The 19,807-nt window shown below is 63.8% G+C and carries 20 protein-coding genes; 4 read left to right on the forward strand and 16 right to left on the reverse strand.

The features are described from left to right. Positions 1-13 precede the first annotated feature (13 nt). The 5 genes from EPN51_RS18370 to EPN51_RS18390 all read right to left on the reverse strand — a co-directional run bounded on the left by EPN51_RS18370 (position 14) and on the right by EPN51_RS18390 (position 5,885). On the reverse strand, positions 14-1,585 hold the full coding sequence (locus EPN51_RS18370; RefSeq protein ID WP_293045119.1) for an NAD(P)/FAD-dependent oxidoreductase: 1,572 nt from the start codon (positions 1,583-1,585) through the stop codon (positions 14-16). Between the two features lie 98 nt (positions 1,586-1,683). Beyond that, positions 1,684-2,535, reverse strand: coding sequence for a hypothetical protein (locus tag EPN51_RS18375; protein ID WP_293045121.1), 852 nt, complete (start codon positions 2,533-2,535; stop codon positions 1,684-1,686). A 24-nt stretch (positions 2,536-2,559) separates the two neighbouring features. Next, entirely contained in the window at positions 2,560-3,402 is an 843-nt protein-coding gene (locus EPN51_RS18380) for a hypothetical protein (protein WP_293045123.1), read from the reverse strand. A 6-nt stretch (positions 3,403-3,408) separates the two neighbouring features. Next, entirely contained in the window at positions 3,409-4,779 is a 1,371-nt protein-coding gene (locus EPN51_RS18385; RefSeq protein WP_293045125.1) for an FAD-dependent oxidoreductase, read from the reverse strand. Continuing rightward, positions 4,776-5,885: a spirocyclase AveC family protein gene (locus EPN51_RS18390; RefSeq protein WP_293045127.1), complete on the reverse strand. Its 1,110-nt coding sequence runs from the start codon at positions 5,883-5,885 to the stop codon at positions 4,776-4,778. The genes EPN51_RS18385 and EPN51_RS18390 overlap by 4 nt, the downstream gene beginning before the upstream one ends. A 144-nt stretch (positions 5,886-6,029) precedes the next feature. Between EPN51_RS18390 and EPN51_RS18395 the strand changes: the two genes are divergently transcribed. Both EPN51_RS18395 and EPN51_RS18400 read left to right on the forward strand, forming a co-directional pair. Then, positions 6,030-6,584: a TetR/AcrR family transcriptional regulator gene (locus EPN51_RS18395; protein ID WP_293045129.1), complete on the forward strand. Its 555-nt coding sequence runs from the start codon at positions 6,030-6,032 to the stop codon at positions 6,582-6,584. A gap of 91 nt (positions 6,585-6,675) precedes the next feature. Beyond that, positions 6,676-8,289 (forward strand): NAD(P)/FAD-dependent oxidoreductase, encoded by a 1,614-nt coding sequence (locus EPN51_RS18400; protein ID WP_293045131.1) that lies wholly within the window; start codon positions 6,676-6,678, stop codon positions 8,287-8,289. 22 nt (positions 8,290-8,311) lie between these two features. Here the strand turns inward: EPN51_RS18400 and EPN51_RS18405 are convergent, their stop codons facing one another. The 4 genes from EPN51_RS18405 to EPN51_RS18420 form a co-directional block, all read right to left on the reverse strand. Next, positions 8,312-9,175, reverse strand: coding sequence for an SDR family oxidoreductase (locus EPN51_RS18405; protein WP_293045133.1), 864 nt, complete (start codon positions 9,173-9,175; stop codon positions 8,312-8,314). A 76-nt stretch (positions 9,176-9,251) separates the two neighbouring features. After that, positions 9,252-10,196 (reverse strand): TIGR03619 family F420-dependent LLM class oxidoreductase, encoded by a 945-nt coding sequence (locus tag EPN51_RS18410; RefSeq protein WP_293045134.1) that lies wholly within the window; start codon positions 10,194-10,196, stop codon positions 9,252-9,254. Further along, positions 10,193-11,035, reverse strand: coding sequence for a hypothetical protein (locus EPN51_RS18415; RefSeq protein WP_293045136.1), 843 nt, complete (start codon positions 11,033-11,035; stop codon positions 10,193-10,195). Before EPN51_RS18415 ends, EPN51_RS18410 begins: the two co-directional genes overlap by 4 nt. Positions 11,036-11,049: 14 nt before the next feature. After that, positions 11,050-11,889 (reverse strand): hypothetical protein, encoded by an 840-nt coding sequence (locus tag EPN51_RS18420; RefSeq protein WP_293045138.1) that lies wholly within the window; start codon positions 11,887-11,889, stop codon positions 11,050-11,052. Between the two features lie 69 nt (positions 11,890-11,958). Here EPN51_RS18420 and EPN51_RS18425 point away from each other — a divergent pair, with 69 nt between their 5' ends. After that, entirely contained in the window at positions 11,959-12,678 is a 720-nt protein-coding gene (locus EPN51_RS18425; RefSeq protein ID WP_293045140.1) for a TetR/AcrR family transcriptional regulator, read from the forward strand. Between the two features lie 99 nt (positions 12,679-12,777). Here the strand turns inward: EPN51_RS18425 and EPN51_RS18430 are convergent, their stop codons facing one another. Next, on the reverse strand, positions 12,778-13,890 hold the full coding sequence (locus tag EPN51_RS18430; RefSeq protein WP_293045142.1) for a phosphotransferase family protein: 1,113 nt from the start codon (positions 13,888-13,890) through the stop codon (positions 12,778-12,780). Between the two features lie 51 nt (positions 13,891-13,941). Continuing rightward, positions 13,942-14,397 carry a pyridoxamine 5'-phosphate oxidase family protein gene (locus EPN51_RS18435; RefSeq protein ID WP_293045144.1) on the reverse strand — a complete coding sequence of 152 codons (456 nt, stop codon included), beginning with the start codon at positions 14,395-14,397 and terminating at the stop codon, positions 13,942-13,944. 252 nt (positions 14,398-14,649) lie between these two features. On the opposite strand from EPN51_RS18435, the gene EPN51_RS18440 reads away from it, so the two are divergent. Next, positions 14,650-15,012 carry a hypothetical protein gene (locus EPN51_RS18440; RefSeq protein ID WP_293045146.1) on the forward strand — a complete coding sequence of 121 codons (363 nt, stop codon included), beginning with the start codon at positions 14,650-14,652 and terminating at the stop codon, positions 15,010-15,012. On the opposite strand, the gene EPN51_RS18445 is transcribed toward EPN51_RS18440, so the two are convergent. From EPN51_RS18445 to EPN51_RS18465, 5 genes are all read right to left on the reverse strand, one after another. Then, positions 15,009-16,241 (reverse strand): phosphotransferase, encoded by a 1,233-nt coding sequence (locus tag EPN51_RS18445; RefSeq protein ID WP_293045148.1) that lies wholly within the window; start codon positions 16,239-16,241, stop codon positions 15,009-15,011. The genes EPN51_RS18440 and EPN51_RS18445 overlap by 4 nt on opposite strands. Before the next feature lie 120 nt (positions 16,242-16,361). Continuing rightward, positions 16,362-17,108, reverse strand: a complete 747-nt coding sequence (locus EPN51_RS18450; protein WP_293045150.1) for a hypothetical protein — start codon at positions 17,106-17,108, stop codon at positions 16,362-16,364. Positions 17,109-17,262: 154 nt separating this feature from the next. Then, the gene (locus EPN51_RS18455) at positions 17,263-17,892 is read right to left on the reverse strand and encodes a TetR/AcrR family transcriptional regulator (protein ID WP_293045152.1); all 630 of its coding nucleotides are present in this window, start codon (positions 17,890-17,892) and stop codon (positions 17,263-17,265) included. A gap of 43 nt (positions 17,893-17,935) precedes the next feature. Next, complete coding sequence (locus EPN51_RS18460; RefSeq protein ID WP_293045154.1) at positions 17,936-18,739, reverse strand: enoyl-CoA hydratase-related protein; 804 nt, start codon at positions 18,737-18,739, stop codon at positions 17,936-17,938. 24 nt (positions 18,740-18,763) lie between these two features. Then, positions 18,764-19,801 carry a hypothetical protein gene (locus EPN51_RS18465; protein ID WP_293045156.1) on the reverse strand — a complete coding sequence of 346 codons (1,038 nt, stop codon included), beginning with the start codon at positions 19,799-19,801 and terminating at the stop codon, positions 18,764-18,766. Between the last annotated feature and the right edge of the window lie 6 nt (positions 19,802-19,807).

A 19,807-nucleotide genomic window follows, 5' to 3' on the forward strand; every position in this document is an offset into this window, starting at 1 on the left:
TGTCGCATCGCATCTATTCGTTGCGCAGCGCGTGCTGGGCGGCCAGCCGCCCCGGCCACCCGACCACCCCGCCCGTCGGGTGCGTGCCGGCGCCGGTCTGGTAGAGGCCGTTGATGGGGGTGTCGTAGCCGCCGAGGCCGTGTGCCGGACGGTTCTTACCCAGCCGGGTCACCAGCATGTCAACGTGGAAGTACGCGCCGGCCGGCGCGGCGAAGCGGCTCTCCAAGTCCTGTGGGGTCGACACGATCCGCCCGATTTCGGTTTCCAGGCCACCGAGGAAACGCAGACCCGATTTCCAAATCTGTTCGGTGTAGGCGTCTTTGTTGACGTCCCACCCGTTGCTCGGATATCCCGGCACATTCGAATGCAGGTAGAGCACGTCACCCTCGGCCGATGCGATCGATCGATCCGGCGCCGACAGGATCGCCATGTACACCGGGGGGGTGTCCACGTTGACGCCTCGCTTCATCGCGTACATCTGCTCGATGTGGTCTTCGAGGGTCCCGGTCATGAAGGTGGTGGTGCGGATGTCCTCCCCATCCCGCTTGGCCCGGGCCGCTTCGGCTTTGGGGTAGCCGATGCGGCCCGCGGTGGCAACGTCGATCTTGAAGGCGGCGGCGTTGACCGAGTTCGCCGGGATGAGCGAGACCTTGTTGCGCTGTTCGCGGCTCAACAGTTGTTGCGGGACCAGCTTGCCCAGGGTGACTTGTGCCGCGGCGTTCGAGACGACCCCGCGGCGGGCCCGCAGCTCGGTACCGTCATCGAGCAACACGCCGCTGGCGCGCCCGGCGTCGATCACGATCTGCTTGACCCCATTGCCCAGCCGCACGACCCCGCCGTGGCTCTCCAGCTTGCCTTTGAACGCCTCGACGAGGTTCGTCATGCCGCCACGGGGTCGCTGGACGCCGAGGTGGCGGTGCACCCCGGCGAAGCCCAGGAAGTAGGCGCCCGAGCCGATGGCATCTGCCGGGCCCACCATCGACGACCAATAGGCCCACAGGCCACGCATGGCGTCAGACTCGAAGGTCTCTGAAATGAGTTCGAAGACGTTGAGGGACAGCATGCTGCCGATGAAGCGGCGGGTGGCCTTGTCGGGGCGGTGCCGCAGTAGGTACTTGGCGAAGTCAAGCTTTCCCCACGCGGACGGGTCCTGGACGGTGAGGATGTCGATGAGATCCATGATCCAGTCGATCGGTCCCCGAAGCTGCTCGTAGGTGCGGGCGTCCTTGGGGGAGAAGTACCGGATGTCGTCGAGGGTGCGCGCGAAGTCGCCCCACAGCAGCAGTGTGTCACCGTCTTCGTTCATCCAGCCGTACGGGTGCGCGAGAGGGACTGTGTCATAACCGAAGTCGGCCAGCCGCATCTCGCGGGCCAGCGGCGTCTGGGCCATGAAAAGGTCATCCATCGCCCCGATGCTGAGCTTGTGCTCCGGCGCATCCTGCAGGTACGGATAGCTGGCCGAAAGACCGCCCAGCACCGGCAGTCGTTCGATGACACACACGGAGCGGCCCTGCTCGGCAAGGGTCGCCGCCGCGCAGAGTCCGTTGTGCCCCGCACCTACCACGATGTAATCGAACGTTTCCATATTCGAGATCCTAGGTCAGTCAGGTGGGCAGTAAAAGATTCGGGAGATATGCGCTTGTTTTTCCTGTTTCGCACGGCTGTCGCCAGCTCTCCCGTGGTTCACACATAACGATCGTTCTGCAGAACTCTAGGTTGTGAATACGCATGGCTTAGGTCCCCGGTGGGCGTGCCGGAGATTTGCGGGGGCAGCAGGCGCCACTGGCCGGTTCCGATTCGGATGAGAGCGTCGATCGCGATCAGCCCCAGCGCCATGCTCAGTACGGCGGCCGCCATCCGTATGCCGGGCGCCGCGTCGGTGTTGGTGATAGCGAAGTGGGGCATCGCCAGCGCCCACGACGCCATATATGTCGTGAAGGGTACGAACACGAGCAACGGGGTTCGCGCGCCGGTGAAAAACCACGACAGCCGGACGACCACCACGGCGCCGAAGAGCGATCCCAGGCTGTTGATCACCAACCAACTGACGGGGAAGCCGCCGATCGCAAAGGGTTGATACCCGTAATACAGGTACAGCCCGGCGCGCAGCATCGGTATCTCGAGCAACACATTGAGTACGCCGAAAACTGCGATGCCGCACCACATCGCACGGTGGCTGGCACCTCGCCTCAACGCCAGCGCCATCACGTAGGACAAGCCGCCGAAGAAGACGACGTATGCCAGGACCACCCACACCGGAACGGCTCTGCCGAAGGCGGTGTAGCCGTTCACCCCGTCAACGGGGAAGAAGCAATGGCCCAGCACGTCGACCGTCGCCTCGTTGAATGAGCAGACATAGCCACCGACCAACATCAGCAGGAAGGCCGGTGATCCGGATCGTTTCCAATCGGCCAGGGCGGCGGCCACGAAGCCCGCCACCACCACGGCGAGGATCGCGGTGATGACTGATTGCGCGGTGGCCGGGGTGGTCATGCCCCATGGGGGTTCGGCGATCGCAAGGATTGAGGTTGTCACGGCCAGAGCTCCTATCTCGCTGTACTACGCGCCGACGGCGCTGCGGTCGGGGTTGGCTGCCAACAGGCGTCCATCTGCATCCTGTGCCGCTGCAACGGGTGGCAGGAGCCGAAATTGCCCGGTGCCGAACCGGATCAGCGTGTCGATCCCGAACAGGCCGAGCGCCATGCTCACGACCGCAGCCAACATGCGCACGCCGTGGGGTGCGTCGGTGCCGAGGACCAAGAAGAGCGGCATGCCCACTACCCACGACGACATGAAGGTGACGAATGGAACCACGAGCAGCAGCAGCCGGCGCGCGCCGGTGAACAACCAGGAGAGCCGGGTGATGACCACCGCACCCAGCAGCGACCCGAACGCGTTGAAAACCAGCTGGCTGAGGGGGAAACCGCCCACCACGAACGGCTGGTCGCCGTAGTAGAGGTAGAGCTTCGAGTGCAGCAGCGGGATTTCCATGGCCAGATTGAGTGCTCCCCAGACTCCGATGCCGATCCATAAGGTACGACGCGTGATTCCGCCTTCGAACGCCACGGAGAGCAAGTATGTGAGCCCGCCATAGAAGATCACGTAGGCCAGGATCACCCAGATCGGGATCGATCGGTGGAACACGGTGTGGCCCACCCAGCCGTCGGCGGGAAAGAAGCAGTGGCAAAGGAAATCGATCAGTGGCTCGTTGAACGAGCAGATGTAGCCGCCCGCCAGCATCAAAAGAAACGTGGGCCGCTTGATGCGGTACCAACTGACCACCGCGGCGGCGACGAAGCCTGCCACCGCAACGGCAAGCACGACCGTGATGATCGTTTGCGGAGTGGCGGGTGTCGTGATGTCCCAGGGGGGTTGGTCCCACGCGAGGCTCGTGCCGGTCATGTCGGCTTACGATCCTGTGGTGCCGATGAGCCGGGAGCGCGGACCGCGGGCGAACAAAGCCGCGACGCGGGCGGCCGCTTCCTTGCCGCTGACCAACCCCCCGTTGAGGCCTGGAATGCGGTCGAGGTCGCTGGCGAACTGCACCCGCGAAGTGCGATCGATTTTCTTACGGAAGTCCGCGATTCGCTTGAAGCGGCCCTTGTCAAGGACCGGAACGGACTCCGGCCAGCGGAACAGTGCGTGCTGCTCCAGGTCGCCGGGAAGTTTGCCGTAGTAGTACTTGACCCGCTCCAGCGCGTGATCGACCAGGTAGTCGTCGTCGCGGTCGTCGGTCCGGTTGAGATAGGCGGGCGAGAGCAGCACCGAGATGAGGCCCTTGCCCGCCGGTGCCCTTCCCGGCGCCTTGTTGTGGTCGGCGATCACCGCGATGGTGTCGGGATCGTCGTACGGGGAGACCATCGAGAAGGTCCCCGGATCGTTCGGTCGCGCCGAGAACCCGAGCGAGACGTTGCCCAATCGGTGGTACCGGGCGGTTTCGTAAAGGCCGCGGTGGTTTTCGTCCATCTGCGGGTACATGTCCAGCGCGGGTTGGGCTGTCGTCGCGATGATCGCGGTGTCGAAAGTCTCGGTGTGTTGCGCGGCCGAGGGCGTCGTGTAGGTGACTTCGACGGCCGAACCGTTGTCGGTGACGTTGGTGACCGCGTGCTCCAGCTTGGTATCGACCAGCGTCGCCAATTTCGTTGGCAGCCCGGCCACTCCGGACGTCAGGTTGAACACCGATTTGACCAGCATGTTGCGCACCGTCCAGTGCAGTAGGGCCACTGAGGTGTCGTGATCCTCGTGCACCCAGGTGCCGCTGACCAATGGTGCGGCGACGTAGCGGGCAAGTTCCTCGTTGAGCGCCCGGTGGCAGTAGTCGTAGACGGTTTCGCTGTCGATCTCAGCCAGCCCGTCATAGGTGTCGTAGCCGAGGCTCGCCCGGTGTTTGAAGACATCCGCGAACAATCGCAGGGCTTTGACCTTGGCGGGCCAGGAAATGACGTGCGTGCCCAGGCTCGCCCGGATCGGCTTGGCTAGGTCGAGATAATGCTGCTTGCCCTGCCGAGGCATCCCGAAAATTACCGGCGTTTCGACGAACTCATTGGTCAAGCCGACCTCGTGGATCATCGCGACCGCCTCGCGATAGGTGCCTAGATACACGGCAGTGCCCAGATCCATTACGAAGTCGCCCTTGCGCACGGTCCAGATCCGCCCGCCCACCCGGTCACGGGTCTCGAAAACGGTCACCTGGAAGCCGGCTTTTTTGAGCTCGTAGGCGGCCGCCATCCCGGCGATCCCCCCGCCGATCACTGCCGCGGTGCTGTGCTGCTGTGTCATCGATGCCTCTCTGGTAAGAGCTCGGGCCGATCCGGTGCTGACCGGCGCGAGATCGGCAGCTTCGGGTCAGGGCAATTGAAGGCGGTCGTGGGGCCGCACACCCCGCCGTTACGCCAAGTCCGTTCGATGTGCGGTTTGGGCATGGGCCCGGAGTGCAACGCGTAGATCGAGTAGGGGATGTTGAACGCGATCAGGATCGCCAACTGGGCGAACCCTACGAGGATGCACAAGCGGGCGAAGGTTTTGAGTCCTTCCCGCTTGAACTTCAGCTTGTCGATGCCGCGCTCGGGCCAGGACAGGCCACGGTCGTCACGGAAGAAGTGCAGGCAGCTCAAGATGATGAACGTCCCGGGCCAGCTCAGCGGCTCAAGCACCGGGAACTGGTGATCGGTGCCCGCGAACAGTGTCAGCTCCGGAATGGTCGACGAGTAGCTGATCAGTCCTACCCTCGTCATGAACAGCTCGACGATGACGTCGCCGATGATCATCACCAGGTACGTCTGCAGAATGAGTCGTAATACGCTGCGCGACGGATCTTTCCGGCGCTGATACGCCATGTACTTGGATCCACCGTAGGCCGAAATCGAGGCCATCCACAGGTAGGCCATGAAGTAGACCATCGGGACCGGGATCAGTTGCCCGTTTCCTGCACTCCACCAAGGAATCTGGGGTAGCCAGCTGCCGAAGTTGACGAACGTCGTGGCGTACTGGAACTGATACGTGATCATATCGATCCACGGCTCTTGGAAGAACATCAGCCAGCCGGCCAGGAAGAACAGTCCGTCGAAGGTGAACCGTCCGGTCCGCAGTTTCGGCGCGATGATGAAGCGCCAGATGATCCAGCCGGAGATCAGGATGCCGAAGATCACCTCGACGCAGCGAACCAGTACCACGTACCAGGTGGGTTCTTCACCGCGGCCGAGTGTGTTGGGCGTGAAGTCCCCGCTGACGACCCACATGGTCCAGCAGTAAACGATCAGTGCCAGCCACAGAAAGCCGTGCACGATCCACACCTTCGCCCATGTCCGTTGAGCGGAGGCGGGATCCGGGCCCGCCGCATCGACCCCTACCCGCTTCGCCGCCGTTAACGGGCGTTCATCCAGCATGTGATGACGGTAACAGATCCATCTGTCGATGAACAGATATCTATCTGTTTTCGGACAGATGCGGCGTACACTCATGAGGTGTCCAGTGCGATCAGGCGCAGGCCGAGGACTAATCAGGAGCGCGTCGAGGAGTCGACTCTCGCCGTGATCGCCTCCGCGATCCAGCTCTTCGCCCGCCAGGGGTACGAACGCACGACCGCGGTGGAGATCGGCATCAATGCGGGGTTCAGCCGCAACATGGTTCGCGACCGTTACGGCTCCAAAGAGGCGCTGCTGCAGTCGGTCTTCAACACCTTTGCCGAACTCCTGCTTCCCGCCGTGCGAGGCGAGCGCGGCGGAAGCGGTCTGGACCGAGTCCTCGGTCAGCTCGACGACCTACTGGACGCGGTCGAGCGGGAGCCCGAAACGATGCGGGCGATGATCGTGCTCACCTTTGAGACGCCGGCCGCCTTGCAGAATTTCTCCGGATGGTTCGACGGCCTTATCACCGACTATCAGGCCGAACTCGCCGACCACCTCGCAGCGGGGCAGGCGGACGGATCGGTCCGAAAAGAACTCGACCCCGCGCGCGAGGCCGAAGTCTTTGTGTCCTATGCCATCGGCCTCTGCTTCAGGTCAGCCCTACGTCGCGAGGGCTACGACTTCGTTGGAGAGATCGAGGCCTGGCGCGCACGGCTCGCGCAGCACTTTTCCGTCTGATGCCGAGGATCCCGTTTTCTCGTGCTTGAGGCGGAGTAATTTTGCGACGTACTGTGTCTTTATCCGACATGCGCCGAGGGGAGACTCCGGAATGAGGAACGTTGATGTGATCGTCGTTGGCGGCGGCCACAACGGGTTGGCCTGCGCTGCTTATCTTGCCAAAGCGGGACGGCGGGTAGTCGTTCTGGAAGGCCAGGGGGTGCTGGGAGGCCTCAGCGCCACGGAAGAAACGGTGAAGGAGGCCCCGGGGTTCCAGATGAACACCGGCGCTTTGGATTTGGTCTTCTCCAACAGCGATCAGTCGGTAATCGAGGAACTCGGCCTGCGGCGGCATGGGCTGAGCTTTGCCATCGCGGACCCTTGGGGCTCTTATCTCAACCCGGATGGCGCTTCGATTGCATTGTGGCGCGATCCGGCACGCTCGGTCGACGAGATTCGCCGGTTCTCGGCACGTGACGCCGCGGCGTTCGAGCGGTTGAATGTGCTGTTCACCGATCTCTGGCTGGCCGTTCGGCCCTATCTGCAAGACCATCCGACCCACCCGAGCTTGCGGACTATCGGCCAGATATTTGTGCACATTGCCAAAGGTCGTCGGTCGTTTCGCCCATTGCTGCGGATGCTGATGGCATCGCCCGAACAGCTCATCGAGGAGGAGTTCGAACGCGAGGAGGTCAAGGCCCTGATGGCCAACCTGGCCTCGTGGTCCATGCTGCCGTTGTCGGAAGGTGGCTCGGGCGGCGTCCTGGCGATGTGCAGCACCTATTTCAACCAGAAATCATCGCGACCGGTGGGCGGAACGGGCAGCTTCGCCGCGTCGATGGCGCGATGCGTGCGCGCATATGGCGGAACGATTCGCGTCGACGCCCCGGTGGCCGGGGTGCTCGTCAGCACCGACGGCACCGCCGAGGGCGTCGAGCTGGCCAGTGGAGAGCGCATCATGGCCCGCCACGTCGTCGGTGCGATCGACCCGCAGCGACTGATGTGCGACCTGGTGCCCAGCTCGCAGGTGCCGCGCCGCACCCAGCAAGAATTGAAGGCCCTGAGCAATTTGCGTTGGAACATCGGTGTATTCAAGAGCGACGCCGCCTTGTCGCACCGGCCCGATCTTGTCGGCGGACGCCAAGAGCTGTGGAATGGCCTGCTCTTCCTCGGCCCTACGCTCGGCTACATCAAGCGGGCTCAGTTGCAGGCCGCGGCGGGCCAGATCCCGGACGCCTACCCGCAGTGGACCGCGCTGCCATCGGTCGTGGATCGGGCTCAAGTTCCGCAGGGCAGTAACGGCGAAACCCTTTTCCTGGCCATGGCTACCGTGCCCGTGCGGATCCAGGGCAGCGAATGGGCCGACGAGGCAGAGAAATTCGGCCAGCAGGCACTTGGGTTCCTCGACGAACACGCACCCGGCATCTCCGACGCGGTCATCGGAAGCTTCTCTCGGACACCGGACGATTACAACGCGATGGCGGGCCGGGGAAACCTGTATCACGCCGACATGACACTCGCCCAGCTCGGGCCGTGGCGTCCGACGCCGTCCCTTTCGGGTTATCGGACTCCGGTGCGCAATCTGTGGCACAGCGGGTCGGGAGCCCACCCGGTTGGTGGGCTCACCGGATGGAGTGGGCGCACCACGGCCCGCACCATCGACGCCGAGTTGCGGGGGTCGTCGAACACCATTCGCGGGCGTGGGCGCGCGTTGCTGGCTCGGTGATCGCCCGGATGGTTGTCCACGGTCACCCCAGATCCAATGGGACGCGAGCCATCAGACCGCCATCGACGATCAGGTCCGTCCCGGTGACATAGCTCGATTCGTCGGACACCAGCCATAGGGCCGCGCGCGCCAGTTCGGCCGGATCACCGACATGGCCCAGAGGCACCTGCCGCGCCAACGGGTCGAGGACTTCGGGCTCGACGTCGCGGGGCCGGATCATCGGCGTGTCGATGCCACCGGGAACAATGGTGTTCACCCGAATGCCGCTGCGGGCCAACTCAAGTGCTGCCACCCGGACAATGCCGCGGATCGCGAATTTCGCCGAGGTGTAGCCGGCCAGGCCCGGATGGGCGCCGATTCCGTCCACCGACGACACCGCCACCATCGCGCCACCCCCAGCGCGGGTCATGGGCTCGATGCACGATCTGATACCGAGGAACACGCCCACCTGGTCGATCTCGACGGTCCTGCGGTAGTCATCGAGGGACAGATCGGCGATGAACGAGAAACTGGCGACCGCCGCGGTGTGGGCGTACGCGGTCACCGGTGCACCGAACTCGGACTCGGCTGCTTCGTGAGCGCCGGCCCAGTCGGTCTCCGAGGTGACGTCGAGGTGCACGAAAGACGCCCCCTCGCCGAGGTCCTTGGCGACCAGTTCTCCTTCCGCGTCGAGCACGTCGCCGAGCACAACCTTGGCGCCCTCGGCATGAAACAGGCGCGCGGTAGCCTCGCCCATGCCGCGCGCCGCACCCACGACGAGGGCCGTGCGACCTGCAAGTCGTTGCCAGGTGCGTGATTCAGGCGAGCGGCCGGCGACGGCGTCGTTTATGCCGGCGTCGATCATGCGCGCCGCGCCTTGGACGAGGGTTCTCGCACCGTCGGGCATCGGAATCTCCTGAGATCGATAAGTGTTGGTGTAATCTGTTGTCGCTCAAGGGAGTCGTTGCGAGGAGTCCGGCCCGTCAGCCAAGCGGCCCGACGAAGTCGTCTGCCAGGCGGCCGAAGGCGTCCGGCACCGCCGAAAGCTCAAATGCGGGCGGGGTCACCAGATACCGAGTCACACCGAGATCTGCGGCCTGCTTGGCGGCCTCGAGGCTGGGTGGGCCGGTGACGGTGAGGGCGATGTCGTCGGGACGGCGGCCGGCCTCGATCGCACCGGCATGGCATTCCTGGATCAGTGTGGCGACCCCTTCAGGCAGTCGGTAACCCGACCAGTCCGGCTCCTCACCCGTAAGAGTCGCCCGCATGGCGATCATTGCCACCGTGGAACTCTCGAACGGCAGGGGGAAAAAGCCGTCGGCGAGGCGCCCGGCGCGTCGGGCACCCTTGGACATCGACGCGCCGATGTGGATGGGGATGTGCCCGTCGGGCGGCTTGGGCCCGCCACCGATCCGTTCGAAGCGGACCGTCTTGCCGGCATAGCTCGCATCGGGCAGCCACGCGGCGCGCAGCGCGCCGATATATTCCTCGAGACGCGCGGCGCGCGAGGCGTACGCCACTCCGCACGCTTCGTATTCCTCCTTCAGCCATCCCAGCCCCACTCCGAGGATGAGGCGTCTTCCCGACATGTCGTCCAGGGTGGCGGCGGCCCGGGCGAGCAGCACCGGGTTGTGCAGTGGCAGCACCAGCACACCGGTTCCAAGCTTGACCGTTGCGGTCAACGCGGCGAACTGCGAAAGCCACACCATGGGATCGGGGAACGGAATCTCATGCAGCGGCGTATCGCCACTTTGTTCGCCCGACATGTCGGCGTCCAGATCATCGGGCAACGTCATCTGTTTAGGGACGGCCGGGTGTTCTTCCGCCCACACCGACTCAATGCCGTTTTGATCGACGGCAGCGGCGAGCGCGGTCATCATGTCGCGACTCCCGTAGGCGATATTGCCGTAGAAGACACCGACTTTCACGACGCCGCCCCCCTGATTGTGCGGTCCGGCAGGCCTCGATCGGCTGTCGCTGCGACGCCCCGTAGATCTTCGGCAGCGCCCGCGGCGGGCCAGTGCACAATGGTGATCGACGCCCAGGTCACCAGCAGCGAAAGGCCAACAGTCGCAATCGCTGCTATCTGCACAATCCCGTGATTGGCCTCGGTGTCAGTGCCCAACGCATTCATGATTGCCAGACTGGCCGCGGCCCATCCGGCCATGGTGCCGCTCGGGATGAGGCCCACCACCAGCAGCTGTCGCCATCCGGTCAGAACCGGGTAGAGCTTGTAGACCAATAAGACAGGCACCACAACGCAGGCGGCGTTGGCGAAGACCATGCTTACCGGCATCTCCCAGATCTTGAATGGCTGGTAGCCGAAGTAGTGCCACAAGCCGAAGTGCACCGGGATCTGCTCCACCGCGCATACCGCGAGCAGGCTTGCGGCGTAGGTTCCCCACCAAAATCTTGGTGTCAGGGTCTGGGCCTTGATGCGGTCGAAGAGCGCCACCGGCAGGGTCGCGGCGTAGAACCCGTAGGTCAGCACCACCCCCCATGGCACGGGAGCGCCCCGCACGGTGAACGCATTGCGCTGACCCAGCTGGGAGTGCACGGCGTTACCCAAAACGTCCGCGGGCGCTTCGATCAGTACCGTAAGAAACGCTCCGACGCAGATCAACAGCGGGAATGCGGTGCGGCGCGTCGCGGCGAGATAAAGCGCATACAGTGCGACCAGCGCGGCGGCCGCCCCGGCGAACAGCAGGTAGATCAGCTCGCCGGTCGGCGGCATGTGATACAGCGGTGGCTGGGTGTATTGAGACACTGGTGTTTCCTCGCTTAGTGGGCGCGAGCGGGTTCGGCGGCGGCGGTGTGACCCGCTTCCCCATCTGCCGCGATTTCCGGGAATCCGCCGTGCAGGAGCTTGACGGCGAACCACACAATCAGCACCGAGAAGACGCACGTGACGACGCCGGCGAGGTGAACGAACACCGGCTGCACATTCGGGTTGGCGTCGATCAGCATGTACGCCGGGGCGGCCGCGGCGGTGTGCCCGCCCACCACACAGATCGGCACGAGCGCTAGGACCAGCAGCTGTCGCCAGCCGGTCAGGATGGGCCAGACGGCATAGAGAACGACCATCGGCAGGATGACCGAGACCATATTGGCGATCGCCATGTCGATCGGCATGACCCCGACCACCAGCGGTTGATGACCGTAGTACTTCCACAGTCCGATCCCGATCGGGATCTGCTCCACCAGGGTGACCGCGAGGAAGGCCATCAAGGCGGCGGCGTACCAACGCCGCGGCGTCATCGATCTGTGTTCGGCGAACCGCCACAGCAGAATCGGGCCCAGCCCGAAGTACCAGATGTAGCCGAGCGTAATCGCCCACGGGATGGGCTGCCCGGCGGTGACGAAGGCGTTGATCTGGCCGACCGGCAGGTGTTGCACTTTGCCCAGTGCGTCGGCGATGGGCTCGAGCATGATCGAGCAGCCGCCCGCAAGGGCGAACAGCAGAGGCAGCGGGGAGCGCTTGCGGTAGGACAGGAATGCGCAGTATGCGACGAATACCGCGGCACCACCACCGAAAATCGCGAGCAGCACTTCACCCGCCGGTGACGGCATCGCCCAGTGGGGATCGGGAAGGGGTTGGGTCAAGTCGGGTGATGTACTCACTAGCACTCCTGAGGGCTCCACGATAAGCAGTAATTACCACTTATCTTGCGAGGATGTCAAGATGTCCTCATGCCACGCCGACCGCGCCGAAGCACCCCCGAAGTGCGGCATTTGATCCTCCAGGCGGCCCGCGAACGATTCGCCGCGGACGGGTTCGCCGGAGCCACCACGATCGCCATCGCCAACGCGGCCGATGTGTCGGAGACGGTCCTTTTCCGTCATTTCCCCACCAAGGAGCGGCTTTTCGAGGCGGCGGTGATAGAGCCGTTTGAGGAGTACGTCGCCCGCTACACGGAAGGTTGGCGGAACGTACCGGTGACCTCAGCGGATCCAGCAACCGTTCTGCGTGACTACGCAGCCGCGCTATACGACATCGTCGCCGCCGAGCGGGAACTGTTCGCCGCGCTCATGGCCAGGGGTCTGCACAGCGACGAGCTCAATGCGGCGTTCGCCCGGCTCGACGAGATGGCCCACATCGTGGCCGCGAAACACCACCTCGATTACGACGAGCCCATCGCAGTCCGCGCCGCCTTCTTGATGGTGATGTCGAGCAGCGTCTTCTACGAGTCGCTGTTTGCGGGTACCGATGGGATGACCCGGGATCGGATCGTCGCGGAACTCGGCGAGATGCTCGTTGGCGCCGCGCTGCACCGACGACACGCCAAGACGGCATCGAAGCGCAGGAGCAGGCCTATGGGCAATGCGGGCGCGACCGCAGCGAGGCAGCCCGATGTGGGCGGCGCAGCCGCGAGGTCGCGGTCAATAATCGCGCGAGACCACCCGTCGTGACCCGATGTCCACGGCGCCGACGGGTCAGGCGTTGCAAGAAATACCTTGGCGTCGCGGTGCTTTCGCGTCGATATCCAAGGCAAGCGGCCCGCTGGGACGTCAGCGGTTTCCGATATAGCTCACGGCGGCGCCCGATGGTGCCGGCAAGCCGATGAGCTTAGCGACGAGCTGGCTGGCGTGGTTGTTCTGAGCCATTGTCGAATCGTGAGGTAGTGCCCCCGCGGCTATCAGCATGTGGGCGGCCCGCACCATGATGATGGCTAACCGGACGCCGGCAAAGACCTCGTAGTAGTCGATGTCATTCACCTGGTGGCCCGTGATCTCCTGGTACCGGTCGATCGTCGCGGCACGGTCGAGAAAGCCCTCGGGGAGCGGTGCACCGATGCCCTCGGTGTGGTGGCGCGTGGTGAACAGGATCCAGCCGAGGTCGTATTCTCGGTTCGCCAGGCACACCATCTCCCAGTCCAGCACCCCCGCGGCGTTGAGCTGGCCGTCGTAAAGGATGTTGCCCGGCCGGGAGTCGCCCCAGCACAGCACTTTCGGGCGATCGTCCACCGGCATGTTGTCGCGGAGCCAGTCGAGTGCCGCTTCCATCGTCGGGTTGGGTTCGCCCTCGGTCGCCCATTCGAAAGTGTCACGCCACAGCTTCAACTGACCCGACACGCCCGCATGGTGGTCCGGCGAATCGAGGAAGTCGAGGCCGATGCCTTGCCAGTCGGTGGCGTGCACCTGCGCCAGCACATCAATGCTGTTCAGCCACATCACTCGTCGTTGTTGCGGCGTTAGCTCGAGCACCCAACCATCGACAGTGAACGGTGGGTCATCTCCCGGTGCCTGACCATCGATCCGCGACATGACCAGGAACGGCGAGCCAAGGATGGACGGATCCTCTTCGTAAAAGAGCAGTTTCGGAACGGCCACCGGCGTGTGATCGCTGAGTGCGGAGATGACCTGCGCCTCCTTCCTCAGGTCGTATTCGATGAATACGCCGGGTCCGCTCGGCTGCACTCTGGCGACCAATCCGTGCGTCGTGCGGACGCCATCTTCTCGCCACGAGACGTCAAACAGCACAGTCTCGTTCGACATGCCCGCCGCGTTGGGAACCTGCAGGTTGTCGACAACGATGTCGCGCGCTGCGGGGTATTTGGTGCCCAACCACTTCGCGACACGGGTCGCCGCTTGGCCGGTGTCGATTCTGTTGTGCAGTGCCATGTCCGCGCTCCTGAGGTTCGGCCGCCTGGTCTTCGACTGCGAGGTCTCAACTCACGTTCGACTGCGCGCGTAACTGAAGTCGAGCGCGGTCAGCTTGGCCGGCTCCAGGCGCAGGAACACCGCGCCCGGCGGTCCGCCATCGCGCAGGTAGCTTCGGTAGTCATCGGGAGAGTCCGACCACGAATCCTCGTCAGGACCCAGGTAGCGATACAGCAACCGACGAGCGCGCTCGACGTCGTAGTCGTGGAGTTCCACTGAACCGTTCGCGATTACCTGCTTGACGACGCCGTTGTCGAAGTCACCGACGTCTATACAGAATGCGACGCGAGGGTCCTTTTGCACGCGTTCGTAGAGTTTTGCCCAGGGGCCGCTGATGATCCAGAAGGCCTTGCCCTCCCACTGGTACCACAGCGGTCGGATCGTCGGGCCGTTGGTGGCCAACTGTCCGGTATGCGGTCCGGACAAGAAGTCGTCGGTTTCTTCGGGAGACATGGCGAGATCGTCCACGCGCGTTCCTTGCCGCTATACGGGTGTCGGAGCGAATCTATCATGGATGTGAACGGACGTTCTCGATAATTCAAACTTTCAATCCAACTGGTGAGTGCCGTTGATCGGAACACTCATGACTGGCGATCAGTTCGCGCGTCAGCTTGGTAGGTAGACCGGTATGCGCCGTATGCGATACTGCCATTTTGGTTAACGCTCGTTTGGACTCAGGCGAGCGCAGGGGAGTGCGACCCAGGAAAGGAACCGGTGCAAATGGCTCCGTCAACGATGACGATTCTCGCGGGGGCGCGATCGGCGATCGGCGCGAGTGGATGGCTGATGCCGATAACCGCCTCCAGGTTGTTCGGCATGAACGTCTCCAAGGACGTCAGCGCAGCGCTCTTTCTGCGGCTCGGCGGTACGCGTGACTTCGCGCTGGCCGCAGCCCCTTTGGTGACCGAGCGCCGGTCGAGATCGCAAATGTTGAAGGTGGCCGCGGCGTGCGACGTCGGCGATATCGTGGCCGCCGGCATCGCGCACCGGCGCGGCAAGATCTCTGGACTGAGTGCGGGGCTGTTCATCTCGGCTTCGCTGGGCTGCCTCGCCTTGAGCGCCAAAGCGCTCTTCGAGCGCTAGCGGATAGACGGCAACCGGCCCGACGTAGTCGGAGACTGCCGTAGGGCGCCGAATGAATCCAGGTCGTCGATCATGGTCGTCATGCGCTCAAGGTTCGCCAGCGACACTTCGTCGGGTTGCATGGCCGGCTGCAGGCGCCCGGCGCCGATCGTGTAGAGCCAGAACACCAGACCGTGGAAGGCTTGTTGCCGGTACCCCAGCCAGGCTTCATCGAACGAGAGCGCCGGGCCTCCTGAAGCGAACAGGCGGTCGACGTACAACTCGATGAGCTCCCGCTCCCAAGCGCGTCGATCATCCACGGTCAGCGCCGAATTGAGCGCGTAGGAGACGTCGAGGGCCCACACGCCGCGACAGATAATCTGCCAGTCGTACAGGCCCATGCCTCCGTTCGGGGTCAGATACCAGTTGCGGGAATGCACGTCGCAATGCAGCAACGTGTTGGGGGCCGAGCGGTGCAACTCCAGGGACGTCATCAGAGCCGGAAATACCTCGGTCCGGCGGCGGCGGAACCCGGCGGGGAAGACGGACTCGGCACGGTCGAAGCCGATCAGGGTGCGACGGGGAAAGGCGATCGTCTCGTTGACGTCGACCTGCCACCGGTGGGCATCCTTGACGAGGGCCAGATCGCCGGCGAAGCGCGGGCTCTCCCAGAGGTTTCCGTGGACGGTGGCCAGCGTGGTCACGATCGCTTCGGCCCTGGTCCGGTCGATGTAATGCTTGGTCGGGTCGCCGAAAGTCGCGTTCTTGGTGGTGGCCACGTCTTCCATCAGGAACATCGAGCGCCCGGATCTGCTGTCCACCGCCATGTAATAGCCGCGGGGGGCTTCGATGTCGAGGACGGGGCGGACCCGGTCGTAGAACAGGGCCTCCAACTGCAATGCCGCTGACGGAACCGTGATCGCGCGAGAGGTGAATTTGGGCGTGGACTTGGAAAAGATCGATGTCGGCAGCCCGGCCCGGCGCCCGACATCGTTGTAGTCGATGCTCAGCACGCGCCTGGTGGTCGACCCGTCGCTCCCTGAGGCGGTCGATACCGCGGTCACCCATGCGCCTGGGTGCTCACGGCATAGCGCGGCGGTCAGCCACTCGGGTGTCAGCGCGTCGACCGACGGCGGGATCTCGGCCAGCGTCGTGGGTTTGGGACGGCGTAACCGCTCGTTGACGACGTGCGCGCCGATTCGTCCCAGCTGGCCGGCGACGCTGAGCTTCTGGGTAAACGACTCGGACATGAAGCATTCTTCCTTTGCGCTGACGAGGGCAGGCAGGTTATTGATACAAGTTATATCAAAATTAAGCCTGCACAAATAGGCCCCGCTGCGCAGAGCGTCTATCAGCGGTTATTTGTGGGGTCAGGCAGTGTGCGCTGCGACGGCTTCGGATGCGGTGGGCGCCTTGATCGACGCGCGCTCACGGTGAACCGCTTGACGTAGGACGATGAAATTAACGATGAAAAAGCCGCTGAACACCACGACCGGGACCCAGACGCCGAAGATGCCGTTCCAGGCGAAGGGGCCCCTGTGGAAGAAGAACAGCAGCTGATCGGGAACGATCGTCAACGCCATCCAGCCGTTGGCGTAACCGCACCAGCGCGGAAACACCGGCGCCGCGCTCTTGTCGCACAGCGAGGCGACCATCACCGCCAGGGGCATCGCCAAGTACATGGTGATGCCGCCAAGGAACTGCAGCCACGCCATGTCGTTCATCAGGTAGATCAGTTCGGCGCGCCGGTCGGGGCGGAAGGCCGCGGTGAGCCACCAGATCGCGGGATAAAACGTCAGCACCATATTGCCGGCCGCACCCAGCAGGAAGGTGTAGGTCAAGACACCCGCGGTGCCCTCGACGCGTGCGATGAACTGTGACATCACCGCGGCGAACGGGATGAAAATCAGCGCGGCGAGCATGACCACGAGCATCGCGATACGAATTCGTGTGTAGTCGCCCCGGAAGAGCGCGGCGATCTGGGCGGCGTCGGCCGAAGGGGCCGTGGGCGGGAGAAACCCGGCTATCGCGCCCCAGCCAACGAACAGCGCAACCAGATAGCCGATTGCGCACCACGCGCCAAACATCTGAATCCGTGACTTGGTCAAGGGCTCCATCGTCGTCTCCTCGGGCTGGCCCCCAGAAAGGTGCCGCCATCGCAGTGAGTGACGGCACCCGTGCGATCGGCCCTTCCGCGTCAATGCTAGGCGCAACCCGCGACGCCGTCTGCAATTTCGGCCGATTTCGTTAACGTGCGTTTACAGGCCGACCTCAGGCCGAACGCGCCGGAGTCCGCTTTCGGCGGACGCTCTTGGGTGCGGCCTTGGCCCGCGAGGCCTCGCTGCCCAGCCAATCCAAACCTTGCAGCGCCATTCCGGTCAGGACGTCAGCGAGGCCTGCGGTCCGCAGCGACTTTTCGGGCCACATGGAAGTCGAGTCGATCAGTCCGTGGGTCGCGTGGACGGCCGCGTTGAGGACCTCGCGCGACTGATTCGGGTAGCAGGCGTGCAGGCAATCCACCCACCGGTCGATGTAGCGCTTGATCCGGGCGCTCAACCTCGACCGGTACGCCTTGGGAATCGAATTGCGTTCCCTGGTCCACACGCTCATGAGTTCGCGTTCCTCGAGAGCCCGCTGCACGTGGCCGCGCACCAAATGCTCGAGCTCCTCTCGAGGATTCTCGAACTGGCCGCCCGTCGACATCAGGACTCGATCGATCGCCTCGTCCAGAAGCGTCATCAAGATCTCGTCCTTGCCGCTGAAATAGCGGTAGATCGCCGGCCCGGAAATACCGGCGGTCTCGCCGATGAGATCCACTCCTACGCCGTCGAAGCCACGCTCATGGAACAGGTGCATCGCCGTACGCAGGATCTGGTCTGAACGGTCGTTACGATTGGCCATTTCTCAACGGTAGCGTAGATGGTTGGGTCGGACTGGTATCCGCTCACCCGGTCCGGTCAGGAGGCGTGCGTTCGCACAGGTGAGGCGGCCTTTTCTCGGTGAACGCCTGTGTCGCCTCGGCGAAATCGGGCTGCTGCTGAAGCCAGCCCTGGGTCTCTGCCTCGTGGGTCAGTTGGCTGGCGAAGTCGCTTTCCAGCGCCCGCTGGTGCGCCTGCTTGATCGCCGCCACGCTCACCGACAGTTCCGCGAAACGCCGGGCCATCGCAACCGCATCGGTGAGCGCCTCACCGTCCTCGGACAAATGATTCACCAGGCCCCAGTCACGTGCCTCGGTGGCCGAAAGGCGCCCTCCCAGCATCGCCATTTCGTTGGCACGTCCCAGCCCGACAACACGCGGAAGCAACCACGTCAGGCCCGCATCGGGCATCAACCCAATCTTCGCGAACGACAACTCGAATCGCGCGGATGCGGCGGCAACACGCAGGTCGCACGCCAGCGCCAGTGACACACCCGCGCCGGCCGCCACACCGTTGACCGCGGCGATGATGGGGATCTGAAGTGATCGCATCGTCTGCACCAGCGGGTTCCATGCCTCGAGCAGCACCTGGCGTGCGTTGCCCACATCGCCGGAAATGTCTGCGCCCGCACAGAATCCCCGCCCGGCGCCGGTCAGCACGACAGCGCGGATCCGGCTGTCGGCCTCCAACTCGAGGAAAGCCGACCTCAGCGTGTCGCCAGCCTCCGGGGTGACCGCGTTGAGTCGTGTCGGCCGGTTGATCGTGACCACACCCACAGTCCCGTCGCGCTCGACGAGTACGTCTGCGGCGGGCTGCGTGTCCGCGGTCACTGGAAGCGAAGAAACCATCGGTACTTACCGTCCTAAGAATTGTCGGACATAGTCGTGCCACTGCACCTGTTGTAGGTCGCCATGGCAAACTTGGCCCTCACACTCCCAGCGTGTGAGGCATATCCAGGTATCCATATTCGGCCATACGTTAAAACGATTGGCCGCGACAACTTTCCCGCGGAGCTGATACTGGCGTCCGGTGGCATCGGTCATCAGCACCTCGGCGGCGGTCGGGGCCAACGTCGAGTAATCGTTGTGGACGCGCTTGCGGGTCGACACGATGGGGATCAATTCGCCGTCGCGGCGAACCCAGCCCCCCTTGGTCGGGTCGCCTCCCGGAAGCTGCAGGTGGCCCTTCCAATCGGGTTCGAGATCTGGGTGGTCGTATGCCGTGCAACCGAACATGAAGTCCTCGTTGAAGACACCGGTCATCCAGTCGATCGGCGGCGCCGGCACGTGCTGTTCGCTGCGGTTCTGGCCCCACGACCGGTCACGAACGTGAGTGCAATCCACCGCGTATGTTTTGCCGCGCAGTCTGAGTTCGCCGCGTGCACGCACCGCCTGCTCGAAATGCATGCCGGTTTCCAGCAGCATCGGTTCCATGAGGGCTTGCGTCTCGATGTCGAATGCGTTCTCGCGCAGCTCGTCGGTGTAGCGCAGCCGGTGCCGCTTGAGAGGTTCGAGCGTCTGGACGTGATAGCCGTTGTCGAACTCGTAGTCCCACAAGTCGTTTACCAGGACGTCCTCGTTCGCATAGGTCGTCCAGTTGAACAATTCGGATTGCAGCACGTGCTGTTTCACGCCCTGCCACACCCAGGCCCCGCCGCTGACGATGCCCAGGTTCGGGTGATGCCACAAATAGGTCAGCGCGTGGATGTTCTCCTCCGGGACGCTGAAGCCGAAAAATTGTGTTTCGGTCAGGTTTGGTGATCGATTCGAATCCTTGAACTGCCGATGTAGTAGGTCGTCTTCGGGCGCCGCGGCCTTGAACGACAGGTTCTTTTCCTCCCAGAACGCCTTTTCGTGCGTTGCCTGGTGGGTTTCGATGGCTTCACTGGTCACCCTGAT

The sequence above is a fragment of the Mycobacterium sp. genome (assembly GCF_004298145.1).
Taxonomy (GTDB): domain Bacteria; phylum Actinomycetota; class Actinomycetes; order Mycobacteriales; family Mycobacteriaceae; genus Mycobacterium.

Bases quoted from the DNA above. Each gene is read 5' to 3' on its own strand.
- EPN51_RS18370 (WP_293045119.1), bottom strand. From the start codon at position 1,585: ATGGAAACGTTCGATTACATCGTGGTAGGTGCGGGGCACAACGGACTC.
- EPN51_RS18380 (WP_293045123.1), bottom strand. From the start codon at position 3,402: ATGACCGGCACGAGCCTCGCGTGGGACCAACCCCCCTGGGACATCACG.
- EPN51_RS18385 (WP_293045125.1), bottom strand. From the start codon at position 4,779: ATGACACAGCAGCACAGCACCGCGGCAGTGATCGGCGGGGGGATCGCC.
- EPN51_RS18390 (WP_293045127.1), bottom strand. From the start codon at position 5,885: ATGCTGGATGAACGCCCGTTAACGGCGGCGAAGCGGGTAGGGGTCGAT.
- EPN51_RS18400 (WP_293045131.1), top strand. From the start codon at position 6,676: ATGAGGAACGTTGATGTGATCGTCGTTGGCGGCGGCCACAACGGGTTG.
- EPN51_RS18405 (WP_293045133.1), bottom strand. From the start codon at position 9,175: ATGCCCGACGGTGCGAGAACCCTCGTCCAAGGCGCGGCGCGCATGATC.
- EPN51_RS18425 (WP_293045140.1), top strand. From the start codon at position 11,959: ATGCCACGCCGACCGCGCCGAAGCACCCCCGAAGTGCGGCATTTGATC.
- EPN51_RS18430 (WP_293045142.1), bottom strand. From the start codon at position 13,890: ATGGCACTGCACAACAGAATCGACACCGGCCAAGCGGCGACCCGTGTC.
- EPN51_RS18440 (WP_293045146.1), top strand. From the start codon at position 14,650: ATGGCTCCGTCAACGATGACGATTCTCGCGGGGGCGCGATCGGCGATC.
- EPN51_RS18445 (WP_293045148.1), bottom strand. From the start codon at position 16,241: ATGTCCGAGTCGTTTACCCAGAAGCTCAGCGTCGCCGGCCAGCTGGGA.
- EPN51_RS18450 (WP_293045150.1), bottom strand. From the start codon at position 17,108: ATGGAGCCCTTGACCAAGTCACGGATTCAGATGTTTGGCGCGTGGTGC.
- EPN51_RS18455 (WP_293045152.1), bottom strand. From the start codon at position 17,892: ATGGCCAATCGTAACGACCGTTCAGACCAGATCCTGCGTACGGCGATG.